Annotated in this window: 22 protein-coding genes and 1 pseudogene; 19 read left to right on the plus strand and 4 right to left on the minus strand. The window is 63.1% G+C overall.

Annotated elements, in window-relative coordinates:
* Window positions 1-13 precede the first annotated feature (13 nt).
* The 12 genes from argS (at window position 14) to NKL04_RS05830 (ending at window position 15,013) form a co-directional block, all read left to right on the plus strand.
* Window positions 14-1,777, plus strand: coding sequence for an arginine--tRNA ligase (gene argS, locus NKL04_RS05775; RefSeq protein WP_023701676.1), 1,764 nt, complete (start codon window positions 14-16; stop codon window positions 1,775-1,777).
* 103 nt (window positions 1,778-1,880) lie between these two features.
* Window positions 1,881-5,336: an SPOR domain-containing protein gene (locus tag NKL04_RS05780; RefSeq protein ID WP_023701675.1), complete on the plus strand. Its 3,456-nt coding sequence runs from the start codon at window positions 1,881-1,883 to the stop codon at window positions 5,334-5,336.
* Window positions 5,337-5,469: 133 nt separating this feature from the next.
* Window positions 5,470-6,489 (plus strand): beta-N-acetylhexosaminidase, encoded by a 1,020-nt coding sequence (gene nagZ, locus NKL04_RS05785; protein WP_023681654.1) that lies wholly within the window; start codon window positions 5,470-5,472, stop codon window positions 6,487-6,489.
* A gap of 174 nt (window positions 6,490-6,663) precedes the next feature.
* A complete protein-coding gene (locus NKL04_RS05790) occupies window positions 6,664-7,464 on the plus strand; it encodes a segregation and condensation protein A (protein ID WP_023667690.1) in 801 nt (266 codons plus the stop codon).
* Window positions 7,461-8,228, plus strand: coding sequence for an SMC-Scp complex subunit ScpB (scpB, locus tag NKL04_RS05795; protein ID WP_023667689.1), 768 nt, complete (start codon window positions 7,461-7,463; stop codon window positions 8,226-8,228). Before NKL04_RS05790 ends, scpB begins: the two co-directional genes overlap by 4 nt.
* Window positions 8,229-8,408: 180 nt before the next feature.
* Window positions 8,409-8,630: a twin-arginine translocase TatA/TatE family subunit gene (locus NKL04_RS05800; protein WP_023681650.1), complete on the plus strand. Its 222-nt coding sequence runs from the start codon at window positions 8,409-8,411 to the stop codon at window positions 8,628-8,630.
* A gap of 86 nt (window positions 8,631-8,716) precedes the next feature.
* Complete coding sequence (gene tatB, locus NKL04_RS05805; RefSeq protein ID WP_023701674.1) at window positions 8,717-9,457, plus strand: Sec-independent protein translocase protein TatB; 741 nt, start codon at window positions 8,717-8,719, stop codon at window positions 9,455-9,457.
* A complete protein-coding gene (tatC, locus tag NKL04_RS05810; RefSeq protein ID WP_023667686.1) occupies window positions 9,454-10,329 on the plus strand; it encodes a twin-arginine translocase subunit TatC in 876 nt (291 codons plus the stop codon). The genes tatB and tatC overlap by 4 nt, the downstream gene beginning before the upstream one ends.
* Window positions 10,330-10,445: 116 nt before the next feature.
* The gene (gene serS, locus NKL04_RS05815) at window positions 10,446-11,750 is read left to right on the plus strand and encodes a serine--tRNA ligase (protein WP_352459112.1); all 1,305 of its coding nucleotides are present in this window, start codon (window positions 10,446-10,448) and stop codon (window positions 11,748-11,750) included.
* The gene (gene surE, locus NKL04_RS05820) at window positions 11,750-12,511 is read left to right on the plus strand and encodes a 5'/3'-nucleotidase SurE (RefSeq protein ID WP_023688221.1); all 762 of its coding nucleotides are present in this window, start codon (window positions 11,750-11,752) and stop codon (window positions 12,509-12,511) included. Before serS ends, surE begins: the two co-directional genes overlap by 1 nt.
* 26 nt (window positions 12,512-12,537) lie before the next feature.
* Window positions 12,538-13,191 (plus strand): protein-L-isoaspartate(D-aspartate) O-methyltransferase, encoded by a 654-nt coding sequence (locus NKL04_RS05825; RefSeq protein ID WP_023701673.1) that lies wholly within the window; start codon window positions 12,538-12,540, stop codon window positions 13,189-13,191.
* A 322-nt stretch (window positions 13,192-13,513) separates the two neighbouring features.
* The gene (locus tag NKL04_RS05830; RefSeq protein ID WP_023667682.1) at window positions 13,514-15,013 is read left to right on the plus strand and encodes a peptidoglycan DD-metalloendopeptidase family protein; all 1,500 of its coding nucleotides are present in this window, start codon (window positions 13,514-13,516) and stop codon (window positions 15,011-15,013) included.
* A 109-nt stretch (window positions 15,014-15,122) separates the two neighbouring features.
* Here the strand turns inward: NKL04_RS05830 and NKL04_RS05835 are convergent, their stop codons facing one another.
* Window positions 15,123-15,998 carry an ATP-binding protein gene (locus NKL04_RS05835; protein WP_023667681.1) on the minus strand — a complete coding sequence of 292 codons (876 nt, stop codon included), beginning with the start codon at window positions 15,996-15,998 and terminating at the stop codon, window positions 15,123-15,125.
* A gap of 271 nt (window positions 15,999-16,269) precedes the next feature.
* Between NKL04_RS05835 and yajC the strand changes: the two genes are divergently transcribed.
* From yajC to NKL04_RS05860, 5 genes are all read left to right on the plus strand, one after another.
* Window positions 16,270-16,617: a preprotein translocase subunit YajC gene (gene yajC / locus NKL04_RS05840; RefSeq protein ID WP_023667680.1), complete on the plus strand. Its 348-nt coding sequence runs from the start codon at window positions 16,270-16,272 to the stop codon at window positions 16,615-16,617.
* Window positions 16,618-16,671: 54 nt separating this feature from the next.
* Window positions 16,672-17,667: a SecDF P1 head subdomain-containing protein gene (locus tag NKL04_RS05845; protein WP_023701672.1), complete on the plus strand. Its 996-nt coding sequence runs from the start codon at window positions 16,672-16,674 to the stop codon at window positions 17,665-17,667.
* Between the two features lie 216 nt (window positions 17,668-17,883).
* Window positions 17,884-20,436 carry a protein translocase subunit SecDF gene (gene secDF, locus NKL04_RS05850; RefSeq protein ID WP_023667677.1) on the plus strand — a complete coding sequence of 851 codons (2,553 nt, stop codon included), beginning with the start codon at window positions 17,884-17,886 and terminating at the stop codon, window positions 20,434-20,436.
* A gap of 11 nt (window positions 20,437-20,447) precedes the next feature.
* Window positions 20,448-20,837, plus strand: a complete 390-nt coding sequence (locus NKL04_RS05855; RefSeq protein WP_023701671.1) for an Mth938-like domain-containing protein — start codon at window positions 20,448-20,450, stop codon at window positions 20,835-20,837.
* Window positions 20,838-20,862: 25 nt separating this feature from the next.
* On the plus strand, window positions 20,863-21,681 hold the full coding sequence (locus NKL04_RS05860) for a phytoene/squalene synthase family protein (RefSeq protein WP_023701670.1): 819 nt from the start codon (window positions 20,863-20,865) through the stop codon (window positions 21,679-21,681).
* Window positions 21,682-21,717: 36 nt separating this feature from the next.
* Here NKL04_RS05860 and trmFO read toward each other — a convergent pair whose 3' ends face one another.
* From trmFO to NKL04_RS05875, 3 genes are all read right to left on the minus strand, one after another.
* Entirely contained in the window at window positions 21,718-23,130 is a 1,413-nt protein-coding gene (gene trmFO, locus NKL04_RS05865; protein ID WP_023701669.1) for a methylenetetrahydrofolate--tRNA-(uracil(54)-C(5))-methyltransferase (FADH(2)-oxidizing) TrmFO, read from the minus strand.
* Window positions 23,131-23,646: 516 nt separating this feature from the next.
* Complete coding sequence (locus NKL04_RS05870) at window positions 23,647-23,790, minus strand: DUF1127 domain-containing protein (protein ID WP_023667673.1); 144 nt, start codon at window positions 23,788-23,790, stop codon at window positions 23,647-23,649.
* 51 nt (window positions 23,791-23,841) lie between these two features.
* On the minus strand, window positions 23,842-23,982 hold the full coding sequence (locus tag NKL04_RS05875) for a DUF1127 domain-containing protein (RefSeq protein ID WP_006335194.1): 141 nt from the start codon (window positions 23,980-23,982) through the stop codon (window positions 23,842-23,844).
* Between the two features lie 234 nt (window positions 23,983-24,216).
* On the opposite strand from NKL04_RS05875, the gene NKL04_RS05880 reads away from it, so the two are divergent.
* Together NKL04_RS05880 and NKL04_RS05885 are read left to right on the plus strand one after the other, a co-directional pair.
* On the plus strand, window positions 24,217-25,329 hold the full coding sequence (locus NKL04_RS05880) for a DUF2157 domain-containing protein (protein WP_023701668.1): 1,113 nt from the start codon (window positions 24,217-24,219) through the stop codon (window positions 25,327-25,329).
* A pseudogene (locus NKL04_RS05885) lies at window positions 25,326-25,903 on the plus strand (GDYXXLXY domain-containing protein). Before NKL04_RS05880 ends, NKL04_RS05885 begins: the two are co-directional and overlap by 4 nt.

Here is a 25,903-nt window from a genome sequence, read left to right on the forward strand (position 1 = left end):
CAGAGCAAGACCCATGAACATCTTCGCCGATTTCAGCGCGCGAATCACAAAAGCCGTCGAAGCGCTTGATTTGAAAGACAGTAATGGCGTTTCGCCCGACCTGTCGCGCATCGCCGTCGAGCCGCCGCGCGACGCCAGCCATGGCGATCTCGCCACCAATGCGGCGATGGTACTGGCCAAGCCGACAGGGCACAACCCGCGGGCGCTGGCCGAGCGGCTGGTGGAAGTGCTGCGCAGCGACGCCGATGTTGCCGAAGCCGACGCCGCCGGTCCCGGCTTCGTCAATCTCCGGCTCAAGGACGCTTTCTGGCAGGCACATCTGACCGCGGTGCTCGGCGAGGGGCAAAACTACGGCCGCTCGACCATTGGTGGCGGCAAGAAGACCAATGTCGAATATGTCTCGGCCAATCCGACCGGGCCGATGCATGTCGGCCATTGCCGGGGCGCGGTTGTCGGCGACACGCTCGCCAATCTGATGGCCTTCGCCGGCTATGACGTCACCAAGGAATACATCATCAACGACGCCGGCGCGCAGATCGACGTGCTCGGGCGTTCGGCCTTCCTGCGCTACCGCGAAGCGCTGGGCGACGACATTGGCGAGATACCGGCCGGCCTCTATCCCGGCGATTACCTTGTGCCGGTCGGTCAGGCGCTGGCTGCCGAATTTGGCCGCAAGCTCTTGCAGATGCCCGACGATGAGTCGCTGGCAATCGTCAAGGACCGCACGATCGACGCCATGATGGTGATGATCCGCGAGGATCTGGCGTTGCTCAATGTGCATCACGACGTTTTCTTCTCCGAGCGCACGCTGCATGCCGACAATGCCAAAAAAATCCGCTCGGCGATCAACGATCTGACGCTGAAAGGCCATATCTACAAGGGCAAGCTACCGCCGCCCAAGGGCGAGAAGCCGGACGACTGGGAAGACCGCGAGCAGACGCTGTTTCGCTCGACGGCGGTCGGCGACGACATGGACCGGGCGCTGGTCAAGTCCGACGGCTCGTTCACCTATTTCGCCGCCGACGTCGCCTATCTCAAGGACAAGGTCGACCGCGGTTTCGTCGGCCTGATCTATGTGCTGGGCGCCGACCATGGCGGCTACGTCAAGCGGCTGGAAGCGCTGGCGCGGGCGATTGCAGGCGATGATCTGAAGCTGCAACTCACGGTGCTGCTGTGCAATCTGGTGAAGCTGTTTCGCGATGGCGAACCGGTTCGGATGTCGAAGCGGTCGGGCGACTTCGTGACCTTGCGCGAAGCGGTGGAGGAGGTGGGCCGCGATGCGATCCGCTTCATGATGCTCTACCGCAAGAGCGACGCGCCGCTCGACTTCGATTTCGCCAAGGTCACCGAACAGTCCAAGGACAATCCCGTGTTCTACGTGCAGTACGCTTCGGCGCGCTGTCATTCGGTGTTCCGGCAGGCGAGCGAGCAACTGGGCGAGGCCAATTTCGACCGCAACAGCCTGGCCGCGGCCTCGGCGTCGCTCACCGATGAGGGCGAGATCGGCCTGATCCGGAAGCTGGCTGAATATCCCCGGCTGGTCGAATCTGCGGCCCTTGCGCTGGAGCCGCACCGGCTGGCATTCTACCTCTACGATCTGGCTTCCAGCTTCCATGGACACTGGAATCGGGGCACCGAGAATGCCGACTTACGTTTTGTTAAGGTTAACGACCGACAATTGACTCATGCCAGACTAGGGCTGGTGCAGGCTGTTTCGGATGTTTTGACCTCCGGCCTGACGCTGATTGGGGCTGATGCGCCCACTGAGATGCGTTAGGTTTAACTAAAACACCTGTCACCATTTGCCCACATTGCGCTGGTAAGGGCCAACCCTACGCGACGTCCATGGCGTCCGAATGAGTGCGAGTTCGGGAACAATAATGGCAGACAGAACCCAGCTGAGAGTAGCCGACAACAACGACATCGCCGAAGATGATCCGTTCGCTGAACTGACCAGGATCATGGGTTTCGATCCGCGCCAGCCGGTCAAGCCGCAGGCGCCAGCCGTCGAGACGGCTGCGGACGAGGGCGATTTCGACATCGACCTCGAGAAGGAGTTGATGGGCGAATTCGGCGATGAAGTCGGTTCCATGGAGGCCAGCCAGCCAGCTCCCGAGGTTCACCAGCCTGCCGCTGAGCCCTACGAACCTGCTGCCGAGATTCGCGAGCCGGCTTTCGAAACCACCGATGCCGCGATGGACGATGCGCTGGCTGCTTCGCTGGAATATGATTTCGTCTTCGACGATGCCGCCGATCTGGATTTCGGCGCTGCCCCGCAGGCTGCGGCTGCTCCCGTTGAACCCTCGTTTGCCGAACCTTCGTTTGCCGAGCCCGCATTCGACGAAGCTGCATTCGACGATGATTTCGACAATGCCGTCGCCAGCTCGCTGGAAAACGTATCGCCGCTCGAAGACGACCTGCCGATGGATGACGAGCTTGCCGCTTCGCTCGAGCAGGGGTTGCTGCTCGATGACGATGCGACCGTCGCCCATGCCGCAGATGTCGCGCAGGTTGCTGCTGCGCCTGCCGACGATCTCGCGTTCGACGATGATTTCGACAATGCCGTCTCGATGTCGCTGGAAGACGAGCTGACGCTGGACGGTCCTGCGCCGGCGCAGGACCAGTATGCCGCGCCAGTAGCCGAGGCGCCGATCCATACCTTCGACGCCGTCGGCTCCGCCGACCACGCTGTTGCCGACGAGGATTTTGGGGGTCATTTCGATGACGCGATGGCCGATGTCGACATGGACTTTGCGGCCCAGGATTTTGCAGCCCAGGATTTTGCAGCCCAGGATTTTGCGGCCGAGCATTTCGAGCCTCAGGCTTTCGAGGCTCAGCCTGTTGAGGCCGAGGATCCGGAAGAGCGCGATCTGGATGTCAGCGATCTGCAGGCCAGCGCGCCGGTTGAGATGGATGCGCCGGAAGTGGACGAGACGCCGGCCTGGACCGTGGAGGCCAGCCCCTCTCATGAGACTGCGCACGAAGCATTCGACGATTTCGATCTGAGCATCGATGATGCGCTTGCCGATCACGAGCCGGTGGCCGAGACCGCACCCGCTCCGGTTCAGCCAACTCCGGTCGCACCAACCTATGTGGCGCCTACCAATATGGCGACCCCGGCCGCTCCGGTCGCTGACGAACGGACGTTGGAAGATGAACTCAACGCGCTGCTTGGCGCCATGACCACACCACGCCCGGCGCCAGTCGCCCCGATTCCGGTGGTCACCGAGCCCACCAGGGCTGCCGCCATCGAGCCCACCAGGACTTATGAGCCGGTTGCCCCGGTGCAGCGGTCCGTCGCGACGCCGGTCGCTCCGGTCGATAATCTCGACTGGGACCTAGACGAACACGCGCCTGCTCCTCAGGAGGCCCAGGCGGACGATGCCGATTTCGACGATCTGCTTGCCGGCGAACTTGAAGGCCATGTGCCCGAGATCGAGTTCGATGATCACGCCTTCGACGCGGCGCTGGCCAAGGGCATCGATCTCGGTCATGACGATACGGCAGCACCGGTCGCTGGCGATTGGCGCTCGACGCCGCCGGAGCCGGCGCGTTCGTGGAGCCGCGTGACTCCCACCCCGGCCCAGCCTTCCTTTGCAGCGCAGCCGCAACCTTCTTTTGCAGCGCAGCCGCAAGCTTCTTTTGCAGAAAAGCCGTCCATGCCGCCGGCGGCAGCGCCAAGCTATCGCGACCAGCCGGTTGCCGCTGCTGCCTATGTGGCGCCGACGCCATCGCGCCAGGCGCCGCCTCAGGCCTATGACGAGATGCCGGATGTCGAGACGGTCGATGTGCCGGAGCGTGTGGTGGCGATTGCCGACGACCTCGACATTCCAGAACTCAGCTTCGAGCAAGACGAGCCGGCCGCCTATGACGACATCGACGCCGAATTCGCCGGCATGCTCAACGACATGAACGCGGTGGAAGTGGCGCCGCCCACTGCCGCACGCAGTGCCGGCTATGATGACGATTCCTACAGTTCCAGCTTCAGTTCGGGCCACGAGCTCGACCAGCGCGCCTATGCGGCGCGGCCAGCCGAAGTGCTTGCAGGCACGCAAGCTCACCACGCCGATGCCGCCGGCGGCTTCGACATGGACGATCTGCCCGGCAGCCAGCCGGTTTCGCAGGCCGACGATTTCGCGGTCGACGAACTCGACTACGATCCGGATCTGGACGAGGCAATGGCGGTGCCGGGCCTCGCCGAGCAGGAAGCCGCACGGCCGCGCAGGAGCGGGCTGCTGGTCGCGGGGGTCGTTGCTGCGGTTGCGATTGCCGGCGGCCTTGGCGCCTTCGCCTTGTCGTTCGGCGGCAAGGGCGGCAGCGATGCGCCGGTCATTGTCAAAGCCGACAACAGGCCGATCAAGGTCAAGCCCGAAAATCCGGGCGGCGCCGTGGTGCCGAACCAGGACAACAAGGTTTATGATGCGGTCGCCAAGGGCACCAAGCCGGCCGAGCCGGTTCAGGAGAAGCTGGTCACCAACACCGAAGAGCCGGTCGATGTGAAGGCGCAGGAGCCTGAAAGCCGCGTCGTCGATCTGTCGCCCGACGATACTGCCCCAGGCCCCGACGCTGCCGGCAACCCCGAAGCTGCCGTCAACCCCGACGCTGCCGGCAACCCCGACGCGGCTGTCGCGCCGGCGCCAAAGTCCGAGGACCGCATCGCGCAGGTGCTGCAGGAAGCCGAGAAGAACCCCGATACCGTCGCCGTCGCCCCGCGCAAGGTGCGGACCATGGTGGTCAAGCCCGACGGCTCGTTGGTGGCCCGCGAGGACTCGACGCCGGCCGCGCCACAGGTTGCGGCGACTGAGCCGCTTGACCCGGCGCCGCAGCACGTCGCCCCTTCGGCCGATGCCGAGCAGACCGGCACCGTGGCGCCTGCCGATCAGGCAAATAGCGACCAGGCAAGTGCCGAGACCGCCAAGCCGGTCCAGCCGGTGAAGCCGGCGGCCACGCCGAAGGCTGAGACCCAGTCCGCCAACACGCCGCAGACGGTTGCCGTAGCGCCGCAGCGCCCGTCCGACCAGCCGGTCGACGTGGTCGGCGAGGTCAAGCCCGACCAGGTTGCCTCCATCCCGGCGACGGCTTCGACATCTGGCGGTTCGTGGTCGATGCAGATCGCTTCGCAGCCGACGGTCGAAAGCGCCCAGGCCAACTACGCCGACCTGCAGCGCCGCTATGGAAATGTGCTCGCCGGTCGCACCGCCAACATCGTCAAGGCGGAGATCGCCGGCAAGGGCACCTTCTACCGTGTCCGGGTGCCTGCGCAATCGCGCAACGATGCGATCAATCTGTGCACCAGCTACAAGGCTGCCGGCGGCAACTGCTTCGTGTCGCGGTAAGGCCGGATCCAATTATCAGAGCCGGCGCGTTCCCAAGGGTCGCGCCGGCTTTTTCATGTGGATGGGCGAGAGGTTGAGGCGCTTGCCGTCCGGGGAGATTCCCTTTGCCGGCGCGAAGCCCTAAACTGGCGGAATGACCGAATCAAAATCCATGATCCTCGGCTGTGCCGGGAAATCGCTGACCCGCGAAGAAATCCGTTTCTATCGCAATGAATGCCCGTGGGGCTTCATCCTGTTTGCCCGCAACATCGGCGAAACGGAGCAGATCCGCGATCTGGTTGCCGAAATGCGCGACTGTATCGGGCGCCCCGATGCGCTGGTGTTCATCGACCAGGAAGGTGGCCGGGTGCAGCGCCTGCGGCCGCCGCTGGCGCCGAACTATCCCGCCGGCGGCGCGCTCGGCGCATTGTGGCGCAAGGACCATGATGCCGGCACCCGGGCTGCCTGGCTGATGGCGCGGCTGCACGCCTTCGACCTGTTGCGCTACGGTATCTCGGCCGATTGCCTGCCGGTGCTGGACGTGCCGATCGAGGGCGCTAGCGACGTCATCGGCGCGCGCGCCTATGGCAAGGAGCCGCGCCCGGTCATCGAACTCGGCCGGGCGGCAGCGGAAGGGCTGATGTCGGGCGGCGTGCTGCCGGTCATGAAGCACATTCCGGGCCATGGACGCGCCTTCGCCGACACGCATTTCGAGCTGCCTGTGGTCGACGCCTCGCTGAGCGACCTGCAGCGGCATGATTTCGCCCCTTTCCGCGAGCTTAGCCATCTGCCGATGGCGATGACGGCGCATGTCGTCTATAGCGCCATCGATCCGAACAACCCGGCGACCACGTCAGGTAAGGTCATCGACGAGATCATCCGCCGCGAGATCGGCTTCGACGGGCTGTTGATGAGCGACGACACCTCGATGAAGGCACTTTCTGGGGATTTCCCGACAAAGGCGGCCTCGATCCTTGCGGCGGGCTGCGATCTGGTCCTTCACTGCAATGGCGTTTTCGAGGAGATGGCGGGCATCGCATCGCGAACCACGGGACTTGAAGGGACATCGCTGGAGCGCGCCAAGCGGGCGCTGACCTATATAAGGGATCGCGACCGGGCCGACGAAACCGAGATACGCGCCGAGTTTGCCACCTATTTCGATGCGGTGGCCTAGAGACGGATGATTTCAGGTCTGTTCGACCTGAAATCTGAATCCGTCTCTAAATTAGATAGAGAGAGCATGATGTCGTCCGAAAACTGCTTCACACTTTTCGGCATCATGCTCTAACCAGAGGTAAAGGAACAAGTGGCGGAGACATTGGACAGCAAGGCTGCGAAGGCCGCACCGATGGACCGTCTGTGGGCCGAGAACGACGATTCACGGGTCACCGGCGACCCGTCGCTTGTCGTCGACGTCGCCGGGTTCGAAGGTCCGCTCGACCTCTTGCTGCATCTCGCCCGCAACCAAAAGGTCGATCTGTCGCGGATTTCCATCTTGGCGCTGGTCGAGCAGTATCTGACCTTCGTCGAGACGGCGAGGGCGCTAAGGCTTGAGCTTGCCGCCGACTACCTGGTGATGGCGGCGTGGCTGGCCTTCCTCAAGTCGAAGCTCCTCATCCCCAAGCAGCCCGGCGAGGAAGGCGAAAGCGGCGAGGAACTGGCCGCGGTGCTGCAGTTCCGGCTGAAGCGTCTGGAGGCCATGCGCGACGCCTCGGCAAGGCTGGTCAACCGCAACCGGCTCGGCCGCGACGTGTTTGCACGCGGCATGCCTGAAATGGTCATCGTCGAGAAGCGTAACGCCTATTCGGCCTCGCTCTACGATTTGCTCACCGCCTATGCGCAGCAGCGCCAGAAACAGGCGATCACCAATGTGACAATTGCCCGGCGTGGCGTGTGGTCGCTCAAGGATGCGCGCGATATCCTGACCCGGCTGATCGGCTCGCTGCGCGACTGGACGGCGCTGGACAGCTATCTGATCAATTACCTGACCAGCCCGGACGAACGGCGTACCGCGATTGCCAGCTCGTTCGCGGCGTCGCTGGAACTGGTGCGCGAAGGCAGCATCGAGATGCGACAGGACCAGGTGTTCGCGCCGCTCTATCTGCGCGGCCGCGCGCAACCAATCAAGGCAGTCGAGGTGGCATCATGAGCGAACGCGCCAACGCTTCGGTCATTCCGTTCAAGGTCGAAGAAGAGACCGAGGAGGGCATTATCGCCCAGGACCCGACTGATACCCTGCTTCTGAATCCTGGCGAACGGCTGCATATGGCCGAAGCCATACGCATGGCCGAGGCGATCGTGTTCGCCAGCGCCGAGCCGGTCAGCGAAAAGCAGCTCGCAGCCAGATTGCCCGATGGCATCAGCATTGCCGCTGCCATGGCTGAGCTGCAGCAGATCTATGCGCGGCGCGGCGTCAATCTGGTTCGGGTCGGCGATGCCTGGGCGTTCCGTACCGCCGGCGATCTCGCCTTCCTGATGAGCCGCGACACGGTGCAGCAGCGCAAGCTGTCGCGCGCCGCGCTCGAAGTGCTGGCGATCATCGCCTACCACCAGCCGGTGACGCGCGCCGAGATCGAGGACATCAGAGGCGTCGAGACCTCGAAGGGCACGCTGGATACGCTGCTCGAAACGGAATGGGTGCGCATGCGCGGCCGCCGCCGCACGCCCGGCCGTCCCGTCACCTACGGCACGACAGACACTTTCCTCGACCATTTCGCACTGGAGGAGATCCGCGATCTTCCCGGGATGGACGAACTGAAGGGGGCAGGGCTGCTCTCCGGCCGCATGCCGTCGAATTTCGCCATCCCGTTGCCGCCGGCCGATCCGGACGCGCTGACCGAGGACGAGGATGCGTTGACCGACATCGATCTCGAGGAACTCGGCCTGCTGACGCCGCGCGTCACGGAAGATTGACCGCAAGCCGCTGTCAAAAAGCTGCATTGCTGCGGTAGATGCGCCGATTGGTAGCGGGCAGCTTTGCCGAAAATGCGTGACATAAGCCGCGCCTTCATAAACTTTGTCGCTGTTGTGTTTGAATCCCAACGCGAAAACGCATAGATCATCGCCAGGGAAAACATTCGAGAGAGAGTTACAATGGGTTCATTTTCGATTTGGCACTGGATGATCGTGCTGGTGATCGTGCTGCTGGTGTTCGGCCGCGGCAAGATACCCGAGCTGATGGGCGACATGGCCAAGGGCATCAAGAGCTTCAAGAAGGGCATGGCCGATGACGATACCGCCGAAGACAAGCGCACCGTCGAGCACCGCCCGGACGAGACCGTTTCGGCAGTGAAGGAAAAGGCCAGCAAGAGCTGAGCCGAAGGTTGTTGCTTTTGTGCAAGTCGTTGTCCCAAAACCGCTTCGCACTTTTGGGCGACAAGCACTAGTCGGAACTGATTGCCATGTTTGAAGTCGGCTGGACCGAAATGCTGGTGATCGCGATCGTCATGATCGTGGTCGTCGGACCCAAGGATTTGCCCAATATGCTGCGCACCTTCGGCCGCACGACGGCGAAGCTGCGTGCCATGGCCTCTGACTTCCAGAAGCAGTTCAACGAGGCGTTGAAGGAAGCCGAGCTCGACGACGTCAAGAAGTCGGTCGATACGCTGCGCGGCCTCAATCCGGCGGCCGAGATCCGCAAGCAGCTCAATCCGTTCGAACAGGCGGCAGCAGAGGTTCGCTCCGGCGTCGATGCGGTGATGAAGCCGAAGCCCGCCGTCGACCCCGCAACGCCGGCGGCAGAAACACCACAGGCGGCCGAGCCGCTCAAGAACGGCGCGACGGTGATGCCCGGCGTCAACGGACCGGAAACAGCGCCGGCGGCGCCGATCCTTCCGGCGATGACCGACGAGGCGGTGGTGACACCGGCTGCAGCAACAGCAGCGCCACGAAACGCGCGCGCCAAGGGGGCTGCGATATCAAAGGCCCCGGCAACCAAAACAGCGGCAGCCAAGGCAGCACCGGCAAAGCCGGCGCCTGCGGTGAAGGTTGCGGCCAAGCCGTCAGCGGCGCCCGCCAAGGCTGCACCCGGAAAAGCCGCCACCAAGCCGGCTGCTGCACCGAAGGCAGTCACAAAGGCTGAGCCGAAGCCTGCGCCGGCCACGAAGCCCGCGTCCAAGAAGACGGCGGGGGCCGCCAAGTGAGCATTACGGACAGCGAAAAGGACGAGATCGAGAAGTCGTCGGCTCCGCTGATGGAGCATCTGATCGAACTGCGCCGGCGGCTGATCTGGTCGATCGGCGGTTTCTTCGTCGCCTTCCTCGTCTGCTTCTTCTTTGCCAAGAAGCTGTTCAATCTTTTGGTCGTTCCGTTCAAATGGGCCACGCAGTGGGCCGGGCTCGATCCGCACAAGGTCGAGCTGATCTATACGGCGCCGCAGGAATTCTTCTTCACCCAAGTCAAGCTCGCCATGTTCGGCGGCATGGTCATCGCCTTTCCGCTGATCGCCACGCAGATCTACAAATTCATCGCGCCAGGCCTCTACAAGAACGAACGCAACGCCTTCCTGCCGTTCCTGATCGCATCGCCGATCCTGTTCCTGATGGGAGCGTCGCTGGTCTATTTCTTCTTCACGCCGATGGTGATGTGGTTCTTCCTCGCCATGCAGCAGGCCGGCACCGACGACCAGGTGCAGATTTCGCTGCTGCCGAAAGTGTCGGAATATCTCAGCCTGATCATGACGCTGATCTTCTCTTTCGGCCTGGTGTTCCAGCTGCCGGTGGTGACCAGCCTGATGACGCGCGTCGGCATGCTGTCGTCGAAGGCGCTGGCCGAGAAGCGCAAATGGGCGATCGTCATCGCCTTCGTCGTCGCGGCGGTGCTGACGCCGCCTGATCCGATGAGCCAGATCGGTTTGGCCATCCCGACCATCCTGCTCTACGAGGTGTCGATCTGGGCGGCCCGGCTGATCGAGCGCGATCAGGTCAAGCAGAAGCTGGCGCGCGAGAAGCAGGAAGCCGCCGAAGCCGTGGCCGAAAAGGCGGCGGACGCGTCCTCAAAGCAGGCTCGTTCATAGGCTGTCGCGTTCGGGTATCCGCGTTAGCGGAAAAACGCGACAGCCGCTGACCCTCATCTTGCATCGATGAAGGATGCGGTTTACCCCCTCAGCCTTATTCTGAGGACGAACCAACCATGCTTGATATCAAATGGATTCGCGACAACCCGAAGGCCCTTGTCGAGGCGCTGGCCAAGCGCTCGTGGTCGGTTGACGAGGCGCAGTCCACGGTCGATGAGCTGATCAAGAAGGACGAAGCGCGGCGCGAGCACGTCACCGAGCTGCAGACCAAGCAGGAACGCCGCAACGCCGCCTCGAAGGAGATCGGCAACGCCATGCGTTCGGGCGACACGGCACTTGCCGAAAAGCTCAAGGCCGAAGTCGGCGATATCAAGACCTTCATCCAGAATGGCGAGGCGCGCGAGCGCGAGCTCGACAAGACGCTGAACGATGCGCTGGCGGTGCTGCCGAATGTGCCGCTCGACGACGTGCCGGTCGGCAAGGACGAGCACGACAATGTCGTCAAGCATATCGTCGGCGAGGTGCCGACTCGGCCGAACTGGGTGAAGGAGCATTTCGAGATCGGCGAAGCGCTCGGCATGATGGATTTCGAGCGGGCGGCAAAGCTGTCGGGATCACGCTTCACCGTGCTGAAGAGCGGGCTGGCGCGGATGGAGCGCGCCATCGGCCAGTTCATGCTCGATCTGCACACGACCGAGCATGGCTATGAAGAAGTCATCCCGCCACTGATGGTGCGCGACGAAGTGCTTTTCGGGACCAACCAGCTGCCGAAATTCGAGGACGACCTGTTCTTCGTGCAGCATGGCGATGGCCGGCTCGGGTTGATTCCAACCGCCGAGGTCCCGCTCACCAACCTGGTGCGCGAAGAAATCACGGCCCATGAAAAGCTGCCGCTGCGCTATACGGCGCTGACGCCGTGTTTCCGCTCGGAAGCGGGCTCCGCCGGCCGCGACACGCGCGGCATGTTGCGCCAGCACCAGTTCTACAAGGTCGAGCTGGTCTCGGTCACCGACCAGGAGTCTTCGCTCGCCGAGCACGAGCGGATGACGCAGTGCGCGGAAGAGGTGCTGAAGCGACTGGAGCTGCCGTTCCGCACCATGGTCCTGTGCACGGGCGACATGGGGTTTGGCGCGCGCAAGACCTACGACATCGAGGTCTGGCTGCCCGGCCAGAACGCCTATCGCGAAATCTCGTCCTGCTCGGTCTGCGGCGACTTCCAGGCCAGGCGCATGGATGCCCGCTACAAGGACCGGGATGGCAAGGGCAACCGCTTTGTGCACACGCTGAACGGTTCGGGCACCGCTGTCGGCCGTGCGCTGATTGCCGTCATCGAAAACTACCAGAATGAGGATGGCAGCGTAACCATTCCTGAAGTGCTGCGGCCTTATATGGGCGGTCTGGCGAAGATCGAATCGAAGTAATGCGCATCCTTCTGACCAATGATGACGGCATCCATGCCGAGGGCCTGGCGTCGCTCGAACGCATCGCCCGCACGCTGTCGGACGATGTCTGGGTCGTGGCGCCGGAGCAGGACCAGTCCGGCTACGCGCACTCGCTGTCGATCTCGGAGCCGCTCCGGCTGCGCAAGATCGGCGAGAAACACTACGCCGTGCGCGGCACGCCGACCGACTGCGTCATCATGGGCGTCAAGAAGATCCTGCCTGGCGCGCCGGACCTGATCCTGTCCGGTGTCAATTCCGGCGCCAACATCGCTGACGACGTCACCTATTCCGGCACCGTCGCCGGCGCCATGGAAGGCGCGCTGCTCGGCATCCGCTCGATCGCACTCAGCCAGGGTTATTCCTATGTCGGCGAGGACCGCGTCGTTCCCTATGAGACCACCGAGGCGCTGGCGCCGGCGTTGCTGAAAAAGCTCGTCGCCATGCCGCTGCCGGACGGCGTGCTGCTCAACGCCAACTTTCCCAACTGCCTGCCTGACGAGGTTGCCGGCACCGTCGTGACGTCGCAGGGCAAGCTGGTGCACAGCCTTTGGGTCGACGAGCGCCGCGATGGGCGCGGCCTGCCTTATTACTGGCTGCGCTTCGGCCGCGAGCCGGTCGAGGGCAAGCAAGGCACCGATCTCCATGCTCTGCACAACCGGCTGGTGTCGGTGACGCCGCTGCAGCTCGACCTCACCGCGCATGAAATCCGTGACCAACTGACCAAAGCGCTGTCTGATTAAGGTTTTGGCATGAACAAGGTTTCTGCATGAACATGCCGCTCGACGATCGCGAGGGTTTTGCCGCTTTCCTGCTGCGCCTGCGCGGCCAAGGCGCGGTGCCGAAGGCGCTGATCGCAGCCTTCGAGGCGACGCCGCGGCGCGGCTTCCTCAACGGCCAGTTCCATTCGATCGCCTGGTCGGACGGGATGCTGCCGATCGAGTGCGGCGAGGCGATCGAGGGCGCCGATCTGCAGGCGGCGGTGATTGCGGCCTTGGCAACAGAGCCCGGCAACCGGGTGCTCGAGATCGGCACCGGCTCGGGCTACACGGCAGCGGTGATGTCGCGGCTCGCGGCTCGCATCGTCAGCGTCGACCGCTACAAGACGCTGGCCGAGCAGGCCAGGCAACGCTTCGAGGCGCTCGGCATCGGCAATGTCATCGTGCGCCAGGCCGATGGTTCCAACGGCCTTGCCAACGAAGCGCCGTTCGACCGCATCGTAGCCTGGGCGGCTTTCGACAGCCTGCCGCGCTTCCTGCTCGACCAATTGTCGAGCGGCGGCATCGTCATTGCCCCGATCGGGCCGGAGGAGGGCGAGCAGGTGCTGGCCAAGCTGACCAAGGTCGGCAGCCGCTTCGAGCGCGAGGATATCGGCACCGTGCGCCTGCAGCCGATCCTGCGCAGCGTCGCGGCGGTTATTTAGGTGCACTGATATTCAGGTGAGGCCGGCCTGCAAATGGCAGGTTCCTGCGCATCCGATGCTCACGTGTTTGAGTACGCTCCGCTCCGGCCTTCGCCGGCCGAAGCCGTCATAAATGCCTCCGCTCTATGAAGGCTACGGCCGGCGTAGGCCGGTTCTCAGAACCTGTCATTTTCGACTCGGGCCGATCTGAATCAACGCAGCTTCGGCGCATTCGAAAATGTTTTAAGAAAATTTGCGTCTGATTCTATGGGGTTAACCCGCCAGTAACATTAACGCGCTTTAATCATGACCAGTGTGTACCGGGTCTGTGCGGGTTAGTGCGATGCAATTCAGTGTTTTGAAGGCAAACGGGCGTACTCTGTCGCGGGGCTGCGCTGTCCTCATGCTAGCCGGAGTGGCGGCGGGGTGTAGCTCCCAAGTCTCGCGGTTCAATGGTGTCGACGACGTCTTCACCTCCTCGACCAACAATCAGCGCGCCATCATCGACAAGCAGAGCACTGCGCAGCCCTATCCGGGCGATGTGGCGGCCGAGCCGATCGCTGCGGCACCTGTCGATGGCAGCCATAACCAGTCGGTCAGCCGCTCCAGCCTGGAGCCAGTCACCGTCCAGCAGCTGCCGCCGCCGAGCGCGCCCAAAGCTGCTCCGATGCGCACCGCTTCCGCGCCGGCGCTTGCACCGGCACCGCATGTCGACAGAACGACTACCGGCACCGTCCAGCCGGCGAGGCCGTTCAAGAATGCCGGTGACTCCGATCCGAAACCACTTGCGGCTGGTACGCCGCATGCGACCGAGATCGTGGTCAGCGACGGCGAGACCATTTCCGGCATCGCTCATCGCTATCATGTGCCCGCCGACGTGATCATGAAGGTCAACGGCTTGAGCGCCACCAAGGGGCTGAAGACCGGTCAGAAACTGGTCATCCCGGCCTATGCCTATTCAAGCAAGGGGACAGAGCCGAAACTTGCCGACGGCAAGCCGGCAAACAGCCCCAAGGCGCCGGCGCCGGAGAAGGTCGCCGTACTGCCGCAGCAGCCGAAACTCAAGGACGGCAAGTCCGCCGCGCAGGTTGACGCTTCGGCAGCGAACAAGCCGAAGACCGACAAGCCGGCGCAGACTGCCTCGGCCGCGCCAAAAGCCGGCGCGGGCACCTACACGGTCCAGTCGGGCGACAGCCTGTCCTCCATCGCCAGGAAGACCGGCGTTGGCGTCGTGGCGCTGAAGCAGGCGAACGGCATGCAAGACGGCCTGCTCAAGATCGGCCAGACGCTGAAGGTTCCGGCAGGTGGCACCGCAACGGTCGCCAGCGCCAAGCCGGCCAAAGTTGATCCGGTGACGACCGCGACCACCCAACCGGCGGCAAAGCCGACGGAGACGCTCGCCACCTACACGCCGCCGAAGAAGGACGCCAAGGTCATCCAGCAGGCCGAGGACGACGATGCTGTTGCGCCCGATGCCACCGGCATCGGCAAGATGCGTTGGCCGGTGCGTGGCCGCGTCATCTCCAATTTTGGTGGCGGCAAGGATGGCGTCGACATCGCCGTGCCTGAGGGGACGCCGGTCAAGGCGGCCGAGAACGGCGTGGTCATCTATGCCGGCGACGGCCTCAAGGAATTCGGCAATACGGTGCTGGTGCGCCACGAAAACGGGCTGGTCACCGTCTATGGCCACGCCAGGTCGATCGAGGTGCAGCGCGGCCAGAAGGTCAAGCGCGGCCAGGAGATCGCGCTGTCGGGCATGAGCGGCACCACCGACTCGCCGAAACTGCACTTCGAAGTGCGCAAGAACTCGGCCCCGGTCGATCCCTCAGGTTATCTCGAATAGTCGAGAATAGAACAATAAACGTTTTGCAGGCCGTCTGACCTCCAGTCCGGCCGCCGGCTCAGCCCGCTCCGCAAGGGGCGGGCTTTTTCAGTGACCTGACGGAAATCAATCAGTCGTTCAGCGGCTTGCCGAGCCGGCCGGCCAGATCCTGAGTGAATTGCCAGGCTACGCGGCCCGAGCGGCTGCCGCGTGTCGTTGCCCATTCCAGGGCGTCGGCGCGCAGCTGCTCCGGGTCGATCTTCAGTCCATGATGGGTGGCATAGCCGTTGACCATATCGAGATATTCGTCCTGCGAACATTTGTGGAAGCCGAGCCACAGGCCGAAGCGGTCGGACAGCGAAACCTTTTCCTCGACCGCCTCGGACGGGTTGATGGCGGTCGAGCGCTCATTGTCGATCATGTCGCGCGGCAACAGGTGCCGGCGGTTCGACGTGGCGTAGAAGATGACATTGGCCGGGCGGCCCTCGACGCCGCCTTCAAGGGCTGCCTTCAGCGACTTGTAGGAGGTGTCGTCATGGTCGAAGGAGAGGTCGTCGCAAAACAGGATGAAGCGAAACGGCGCCGCCTTCAGCAGGCCCATCAGCCTGGGCAGCGTGTCGATATCCTCGCGATGGATCTCGATCAGCTTGAGCGGCAGGTCGGATTTGGCCTGGGCGTTGATCTGCGCATGCACGGCCTTGACCAGCGAGGATTTGCCCATGCCGCGCGCACCCCACAACAACACATTGTTGGCGGCATGGCCGGCGGCGAAACGTTCCGTGTTTTCGACCAGAATGTCGCGCACGCGGTCGACGCCGCGGATCAGGCCGATGTCGACGCGGTTGACCTTGCGCACCGGCTCGAGATAGCCGGGGTCGGCCTGCCAGACGAAGCAATCGGCAACCGCAAGATCGGTTTGCGGCACCGGCGGCGGGGCGAGGCGGGTGACCGCCTCGATCAGGCGGTCGAGCTTTTGGTTCAGGGCCTCGATGGTGCTGTCGGTCATGTCTCGTCTTTTATGTTTCCGCACGAACGTGCGTAGGGGCCGAAATCGTCTTGATCCGGGCGAGATAGAAACTGGTTCCAAGCTTTTGTTTGGGCATGATCTTTTGCGAAAACCACGCCCGTATTCCGGGAGCATGCTCTAACACGGGTCAACCGGCCGGAAAAGCAGCTGAAAGCCCGGCCGCGCAGTTGCATTGGTAACTTTACCCACTATATTCCGGCCAAATTTGGCGAGGCCGCCCTACGGCCTTCTTCGTAACCAGGAGTTCTTGATGTTCGTCACACCGGCATACGCCCAAGCTACCGGAACTCCGCTTGGTCCGTTCGGGGATATCGGCATGATACTCCCGTTCGTTCTGATCTTCGTGATCATGTATTTCCTCATCATCCGGCCGCAGCGCGCCCAGTTGAAGAAGCGCCAGGAGATGATCTCGGCCGTGCGCCGTGGCGACACGGTCATCACCGGCGGCGGCTTCGTCGGCAAGGTGACCAAGGTGATCGACGACAATGAGCTTGAGATCGACCTTGGCGGCGGCACCAAGGTGACGGCGCTGCGCTCGACGATCGCCGATGTTCGGGTCAAGGGCGAGCCGGTGGCCAACCAGAACGCCAAGAAGTAAGCCAGTTTCCCAAGCGGAGCGATCCGCGGGCAGAGCTCTGACAAAAGACGGCGTATGGTCCATTTTTCGCGCCTGAAAATGATCCTGATCTGGCTTGCTATGGCCACAATGCTCGTCGACGCGCCCAGTCTTCACGCTGCCGGCGCGGACGTGCTGCTTCGATTGGACGCGACCGATGTGATCGATCGCCGGTTGGAGGCGACGCGTGACGAAATCAGGACGCTGCTGCGCGATGCAAGGATCGGCTATACTGGTCTTGCTAAGTCGGGTCGGGCCGTTCAGGTGCATATCACCGACGCCGCTCAGGTCGGCGCGGCCAAGATGGAATTGGAGGCGGTGACTGATCCTGTCCTTGGCAGCGCTGGTCCGGTCCAGGAAGTGATCCTGGATGATACCGGAGCAGCGTTGCTCAAGTTCACGGTAACAGACACAGGTATCAAGTATCGGATGTCGATCGCGCTTGCGCAGTCGATCGTGGTCATTAAGAATCGCCTGCGTGATCTTGGTGTAGCCGACCCAGTAGTGCGGCCAGAGGGCGAAGACGGTATGCTGGTCCGGACCTCGGGCGTTGCGGATTTGCAAAGGCTGAGGAGAATTCTCACCCGAACCGGAATGCTGACTTTTCAGTGGGTTGATGAGTCGATGCCGGTCGCTGATGCGATCAATGGCCGGACGCCCGCTGGCTCGGTGGTGGTTTATTCGAAGGACGATCCACCGGTTCCCTATCTGGTTGAGAGCCGAACGATCGTTTCCAGTGACGACATTGTCAATGCTCAGGCGACTCCCAACTCCGTCACAAATGAGCCGGCGGTTTCGTTCACCTTCGATTCCAGGGCAACGGCACGCGTTGCGCAGGCGACCTCGCAGAATGTCGGCAAGCTATTTGCGATGATCCTCGACAACCAAGTGCTTTCGGTGCCAGTCGTCCGCGAGCCAATTCTTAACGGCCGCGGCCAGATATCGGGCAACCTCACCAAGGAGAACGCCGATGATCTGGCCTTGCTTTTGCGTTCCGGACCGATGCCTGCACGATTGAAAATAGTCGAGTAGCGCACGATAGCGCCCGGCGGTGATCAGAATTAGAATGGAACCGACAGAGGCGATTGACGCCGAAACCGCTGCCGGCGGCAGCGCCAAATTGACCTCAGCGCGCTCGACAATCGGCGAAGTGCGGGTTAAGGGCGAGCCGGTGGCAAATAAGAACGCCAAGAAATAACCGAATGTCGGCGGAACGATCCGCCAGTACGCCCTGACGGACAACGCCATATGCTGTATTTTTCGCGCCTGAAGATGATCCTGATCTGGATCGCCGTGGCCGTCACATTCATCCTTGCCGCGCCAAATCTCTTCCCGGCCAGCACATTGGCGCAATTGCCCAACTGGGTGCCGAAGCGGCAGATGACGCTTGGTCTCGATCTGCAGGGCGGTTCGCACATCCTCTTGCAGATGGACCAGAATGATCTCGTCAAGGCGCAGCTGGAAACGACGCGCGACGAGATCCGCACGCTGCTGCGCGATGCCAAGGTGGGCTATACCGGCCTTGGCGGCACCGGCAGGACCGTACAAGTGCGCATCACCGATCCAACCCAGATCGATGCCGCCAAGGCGGCGCTTAAGCCGCTGACCGATCCGGTCGCCGCCGGCCTGTTCACCGGTGGCTCCATCCAGGAAATGTCCCTGGATGATTCCGAAGCCGGGCTGCTCAAATTCACCGTCACCGACGCCGGCATCAAATACCGCACCTCAGCCGCATTGGCGCAGTCGATCGAAGTCGTCGAGCGTCGCGTCAACGAACTCGGCACCACCGAGCCGATCGTGCAGCGGCAGGGCGACGACCGTGTGCTCGTCCAGGTGCCGGGCCTGCAGGATCCGCAAAGGCTGAAGGAGATCATTGGCCAGACCGCCAAGATGACCTTCCAGATGGTCGATACCTCGATGTCGGTGCAGGATGCGCTGAACGGCCGCCCGCCGGCAGGCTCCTCGGTGCTTTATTCGCAGGACGATCCGCCGGTTCCGTATCTGGTGGAAAATCGCGTCATCGTGTCCGGCGAGGATCTTGCCAAGGCCACCGCAACTTATGATTCCCGAAACAACGAGCCAGTGGTTTCGTTCGTCTTCAACTCGCGCGGTGCGACACGGTTCGGCCAGGCGACGCAGCAGAATGTCGGCAAGCCGTTCGCCATCATCCTCGACAATCAGGTGATTTCAGCGCCGGTGATCCGCGAACCGATCCTCGGCGGCAGCGGCCAGATTTCAGGCAATTTCACCGCCGAAAGCGCCAACGACCTCGCCGTGCTGCTGCGCGCCGGTGCGTTGCCGGCAAAGCTGACCGTGATCGAAGAACGCACGGTGGGCCCGGGCCTCGGCCAGGATTCGATCCATGCCGGCAAGGTCGCCGGCATCATCGGCTCCATTCTCGTCGTCGCCTTCATGTTCGTCGCGTACGGACTTCTCGGCTTCCTCGCCAACATTGCGCTCGCCGTGCACGTGGCGATGATCGTCGGGGTCTTGTCGCTGCTTGGCGCGACGCTGACCTTGCCCGGCATTGCCGGTATCGTGCTGACCATCGGCATGGCGGTCGATTCCAACGTGCTGATCTATGAGCGCATCCGCGAGGAGCGACGGGCCGGCCGTTCGGTCATCCAGTCGATCGACACCGGCTTCACCAAGGCGTTGGCGACCATCGTGGATTCCAACGTGACGTCGCTGATTGCCACGGTCGTGCTGTTCTATCTCGGCACCGGACCGGTGAAGGGCTTCGCCATCACCTATGCCATCGGCATCCTGACCACGGTGTTCACCGCCTTCACCTTCACCCGTCTGCTGGTGTCGATCTGGCTGCGCCGCGCGCGTCCGAAGGAATTGCCGCGTGCGCCGGTGACCTTCGTTCCGGCCGGCACGAAAATCCCGTTCATGGGCATCCGCCGCTGGACCTTCGCACTGTCCAGCCTGCTGTCGATCGCGTCGGTTATCGGATTCCTGACCATCGACATCAACTACGGCATCGACTTCAAGGGCGGCTCGATCATCGAGGTGCAGTCCAAGCAAGGCGACGCCGATATTGGCGATATCAGAAGCCGGCTGTCGGAGCTAAACATCGGTGAAGTGCAGGTCCAGCAATTCGGCGCGCCGAACGACGTGCTGATCCGCGTCGGCACCCAGGATGGCGGCGAGAACGCCGAGCAGACCGTCATCGACAAGGTGCGCGGCGAGCTCCAGGACAATTACGATTTTCGCCGCGTCGAGGTGGTGGGCCCGACGGTTTCGGGCGAGCTGGCCAAGCAAGGCACGATCGCCATGATCATCGCGCTGATCGGCATCCTGGTCTATGTCTGGTTCCGCTTCGAATGGCAGTTCGCGGTCGGCGCGATCGTGGCGACGGTGCACGATGTGGTGATGACGCTGGGCTTCTTCGTCATCACCGGGCTCGAATTCAACCAGTCTTCGCTGGCTGCGATCCTGACCATTATCGGCTATTCGCTCAATGATACGATCGTCGTCTATGACCGTGTTCGAGAAGATTTGCGAAAATACAAGCGAATGCCGCTCCCGCAATTGTTGAACAACGCCATCAACGAGACGCTTTCGAGAACGACGCTGACTTCGGTGACGACCATCCTGGCGCTGCTGGCGCTGGTGTTGTTCGGCGGCGAGGTGATCCGCTCGTTCACCATGGCGATGCTGTTCGGCGTCGTCTTCGGCACCTATTCGTCGATCTTCATCGCAGCGCCCTTGCTGATCCTGTTCAGGCTCAGGCCGCAGGGAGCGAGCGCCGATGAGGAGAAGCCGGTTGGTGGCGGCAAGGCCATGGCGACCTGACGGCCGCGCTGGTGGCAAAAGGCATCGTCATTCGCGAGGCGCATTTCCCCGGACGGGCGCCGATCGAAGCCTACGGCAATGGCGGCTTCCGCTTCGCCGACATGTCGCATCGCGGCTCGCTTCTGTGCCTGCCCTCCGGCATCCACGGCTGGGAGCCGGCCGATCCGCTGGCCCTGACGGCGGCGGATTTCGACCTGCTGCTGGCCGAGGCCAGCAAGGTCGAGATCCTGCTGGTCGGCACAGGCAAGGATTTGCGGCCCTTGCCGACAGCACTTCGGGCGGCGCTGAAAGCGGCTGGCATTGGCTCCGACCCGATGTCGACGGGGGCAGCGGTGCGGACCTACAATGTTCTGCTTGCCGAAGACCGCGCCGTGGCCGCGGCGCTGATCGCCGTCGACTGACGTGACCGATACAGCTGACATCGTCATGGAGACGGTGCGCGCCGGCGACCATGACCGCTATGTCAGCGCACTCTATGCACCGGCCGACAAGCGCGCGGCGCTGTTTTCGCTTTACGCCTTCAATGCCGAGATTGCGTCTGTCCGAGACCGCATCCACGAGGCATTGCCGGGCGAAGTGAGGCTGCAATGGTGGCGCGATGTCATCGCTGCTGAAGCCGCAGCCACAGGCAACCCGCTCGCCGATGCGCTGAAGGCGACGATTTCTGCCCATGGCCTGCCCAAAACTGCCTTCGACAACATGCTGGAGGCCCGCATCTTCGACCTCTATGACGATCCGATGCCATCGCGCACCGATCTCGAGGGCTATTGCGGCGAGACGGCGGCCGCGCTGATCCAACTGGCGGCGATGGTGCTCGATCCCAATGAGGCGCCGCGCTTTGCCGAACTGGCGGGCAGGGCCGGCTGCGCCCAGGCGATGACCGGCCTGTTGCTGCTGTTGCCGCTGCATCGCCGACGCGGGCAATGCTTCGTGCCGGCGGATATCCTTGCCGCGGCCGGCTCGTCGCCGGAGGAGTTCGTCAGCGGCGACGGCGGCCCCGGCGCTCAGCGCGCGGTGGCTGCGATGATTGCATTGGCGCAGGAGCATCTCCGCGCTTTCGAGCAAGGGGCGTCCGCACTTCCGGAAGCGCTGCGTCCGGCGTTCCTGCCGCTGGCGCTGACCAGCGCCTATCTCGGCAAGATGGCCAATGGCCGCTCGCCGCTTGGTGGCGCAGCCCGGCTTTCGGCTCTGCGCCGGCATTGGCTGTTGCTCAGGCGCGCAACGCGGGGATGGCCAGCGAGTTGACGTAAACGTCAATCGCGTTAGGACTCTGAGACTTGGCTACTCAGCAGCTTCCGCTGTTTGCGCCGGCAGCCCTAGCCACTCCCGACAATCTGCCCGCGCGCGTGAGGTGATCGCGTGGCGCTTGGCCACCGTCTTGTCCTTGCCGCGCAGGCGTTTGCCTTCGGTCTTCGGTGCTTCCACCGGCGGGAAAAGGCCGAAATTGACGTTCATCGGCTGGAACGAGCGTTTGCCCGGCTCGTCGTCTGAGACGATGTGGCCGCCGGTGATGTGGTTGAGCAGCGCGCCGAAGGCGGTGGTGAGCGGTGGCAGCGATGGCGCGTGGCCGAGCCGCTCGGCGGCGGCGAAGCGGCCGGCGAGCAGGCCGATCGCCGCGCTCTCGACATAGCCCTCGCAGCCGGTGATCTGGCCGGCAAAGCGCAGGCCCGGCCGCGACTTCAGCTGCAGCGAGGCGTCGAGCAAGGTCGGCGAGTTGATGTAGGTGTTGCGGTGCAGGCCGCCGAGACGGGCGAACTCGGCGTTTTCCAGACCCGGAATGGTGCGGAACACGCGCACCTGCTCGGCATGCTTCAGCTTGGTCTGGAAACCGACCATGTTGTAGAGCGTGCCCAGCGCATTGTCCTGACGCAGTTGCACCACGGCATAGGCTTTTACCGTCGGATTGTAGGCATTGGTCAGCCCCATCGGCTTCATCGGCCCGTAGCGCAGCGTCTCAACGCCGCGCTCGGCCATGATCTCGATCGGCAGGCAGCCGTCGAAATAGGGCGTGCCTTCCCACTGCTTGAATTCGGTCTTCTGGCCGTCGACCAGCGCCTGTACGAAGGCGAGATACTGGTCCTTGTCCATCGGGCAATTGATGTAGTCCTTGCCGGTGCCGCCGGGCCCAACCTTGTCGTAGCGCGACTGGAACCAGCAAATGTCCATGTCGATCGTGTCGAAATGGATGATCGGGGCGATGGCGTCGAAGAAGGCCAGCGCGTCGGCGCCGGTTGCCTCGGCGATCGACTGGGCGAGCGACGGCGCGGTCAACGGGCCGGTGGCGATGATCGCCTGGTCCCATTCCGTTGGCGGCAGGCCCGGCACTTCCTCCCGCTCGATGGTGATCAGCGGGTGCGCTTCGAGCCTTTTCGTCACCGCGTCGGAGAAGCCGTCGCGATCGACGGCCAGCGCGCCGCCGGCCGGCACCTGGTTGGCGTCGCCGGCACTCATGATCAGCGAGCCGGCCAACCGCATTTCGGCATGCAGCAGGCCGACGGCATTGTTCTCGGCATCGTCGGAGCGGAAGGAATTGGAACAGACAAGTTCGGCAAGCCCATCGGTCTTGTGCGCATCGGTGCCGCGCACCGGGCGCATCTCATGCAGGACGACGGGAACGCCGGCTTGCGCTGCCTGCCATGCGGCTTCGGAGCCGGCGAGGCCGCCGCCGACGACGTGGATAGGATTTTTGCTCATGAGCGTCGGAATAATCGCTTGGCGCGCCGTTTGCAATTGGCCGGTGCGAGCGTGGGTCATTGTCGTGCAGCGACGGAGCTCGACTTTCTTATGTCCGCGGCGACGGTCTGATGGCGGCGTAAAGCGCCTCGATCGACTGCATGCGCAATTGAAAAGCCTGCCCAAAAACAACAACACCCGCCGCGGGAGGAGGTGCGGCGGGTGTCGTTTTTGGGGCCGATCCTCGGGAGGAGGTGGGGATCGGCCGTATTCGCCATCGCCGGGGAGGAGGTCGGCTTTGACGAAATTCTTTTCGCCGGATCGAGGGAGGCGAAATCCCTGGAAGACGACCTGCGTTCACTTTGAAGACGAACTAGCGTTCGCTTCGGAAAGACGAACTGCGTTCGCTTTGGAAACAGCGCCCGCCGCGGGAGGAGGTGCGGCGGGCGCCGTTTTGGTGGTCAACCCTCGGGAGGAGGTGAAGGCTGACCGTATCCGTCAGGGTCGGGGAGGAGGTCGACCCTGGCGAAATTCTGGTTAGATCGTCGCCCTGCGGGCGATGATCTTGATCTCGTCACGGACGATGCCGAGATCATGGAGCTGACGGTTCGAAAGGCGACCCAGCTCGGTAACGGTGTCGCGGTAAACGCGCCAGTTACGATAGTTGCGGATCAGGTTCATTGTCGTTCTCTTTTTCAAAACTGGTTCGGACCATTTGCGATCCGAAGAGGATTAGACCGCCTTGCGGGCGACGTAGTGGATGTCGCTGCGGCTGATGCCGAGGTCGGTCAGTTCACGGTTCGACAGGCGGCTCAGCTCGGAGACGGTGTCCCGGTAGCGGCGCCAGTTGCGGTAGTTGCGGATCAGGTTCATGGTAGTGCTCGTTTCGTCTTTCTTCGGATCATTCCGTTTGTGTACGAACAGTAAATAGGCTGGGTTATATCGATTTAAAAGTGCTGTTGGCGCATGGCAGCAATGCAAATTGTGCAATGCAACATTAACGCGCATTCACGCTTCGTCATGAAGAAACCCGAATCGGAAAATGACGTTGCGTCAACGATTTGAGCGGATCGGCTGTCAGAAAGACCAATCTGGGGGAGAAGCGGCATGGCGAGCTATTCGTCGCGGGCGAGGGCCGATATCGGGCGGTGGCTGCAGGCTGGCCTGATCGACGCAAAGACGGCCGATGCGCTTAAGCGCGACATCGACGCAAACGAGCGCAAATCGCTGAGCTTCGGCACTATATTGGCCATGATGGCGGCGCTGCTGTTCGGCGCCGCGATCCTGCTCTTCGTCGCCGCCAACTGGGACGCCATCCCACGGCTGGTGCGGGTCGCGGCACTGTTTGCCGTCATTCTCGCCGGCTATGTCGGCGGCGCGGTGTTGAAGATGCGCGACCATGCGGCGATCGGCGAGGCGCTGTGGATCGTGGCCGCCGCGGCCTTCGGCGGATCGATCGCGCTGATCGGCCAGATGTACCATCTCACGGGTGACGAAGCCTCGGCCATCGTCACCTGGGGCATCGGCACGGCATTTGCCGCGGTGGCGTTGCGCTCGAACCCGCTGACGGTCGCTGCCGTCGGCATATCCGTTGCCTGGCTGTTCGTGCGCGCATTCGACTTTTATGACCGCCCCGTATTTCCGGATTTCTTCGTTATCATGGCGCCGGTGCTTTTTGTCGTCTCGTTCTGGACGCGTAGCCAGCCGGCACGCCACTTGATAATTCTCTCGGTCATTTTCTATATCGCGGTGCGCGGCCTGGACCAGAACACGCTCGCCCTGGCTATTCCTCTCGTCGTGGTGTCGGCGCTGCTGTTTGCGGTTTCGATCTTCGCCGCCGGGCCGGCCGACCGGATCTTGCAGCTCGGCGGGCGGTTGCCTTTGCACGCCTTGATCGGCTTTCTCACCGGGCTGGCGATGATGCAGATCGAACTGGGCGATGACAACGCCTTCAGCAACGGCTTTGCCATTGCGTCGGTCATCGCGCTGGCCGGCATTGCCGCGGCGATCATGCTGGGCGGGCGCGAGAGCAGGGGGCTGCGCTGGGTTGCCTATGCCGGCTTTGCCTTCGAGCTCGCCATTATCTACGTCGTGACCTTGCAGACGATGCTCGGCACGGCCGGCTTCTTCCTGGCTGCCGCAGTGCTGTTCGGCATCCTGGCTCTCGTCATCATCCGTGTGGAAAAACGCATGAAGGCCCCGGAAGGAGCGGCAGCATGATGTCGGGAAAGAAACTTGTCATCTCGGCGCTGGTCCTGGCGCTCGTCCAGATCGGCTTCCTGAGCTGGATCATCGCCGGCCGCGCGGCGATCCTGCGCAACGGCAAGGAGGTCTTGCTGAAAGTCGAGCCGGTCGATCCGCGCGATCTGCTGCGCGGAATATTATCCTCGGCTATGAAATATCGCGCTTGCCGGTGAAGCTGATCGCCAACATCCCGGCCGGCCAGCTCGCGAGCGAGAACACGCCGATCGTGGTCCGGCTGAAGCCGGGCGCCGACGGCTATTGGCATGCGACCACGGCCTGGTTCGGCAGGGCTCCGACGCCGGCGACCGCCGACGAAGCCGATATTGTCGGCCAGGTCGCGCCGGGCTGGACGCTTGATCCTGAATCCACGATCGCACCGCAATACGGCATCGACCGCTTCTACCTACCTGAGGGCCAGGGCATGGCGATCCAGAACGACATGCGGGTGCGGCCATTCGGCGTGCGCGTCGCGCTCGCCGCCAGTGGCCAGGCACAGATCAAGGCGCTGATGGACGGCGACAAGACATTGTTTGAGGAACCGCTCTACTAG

The sequence above is a fragment of the Mesorhizobium sp. C264A genome, assembly GCF_040324515.1.
GTDB lineage: Bacteria > Pseudomonadota > Alphaproteobacteria > Rhizobiales > Rhizobiaceae > Mesorhizobium.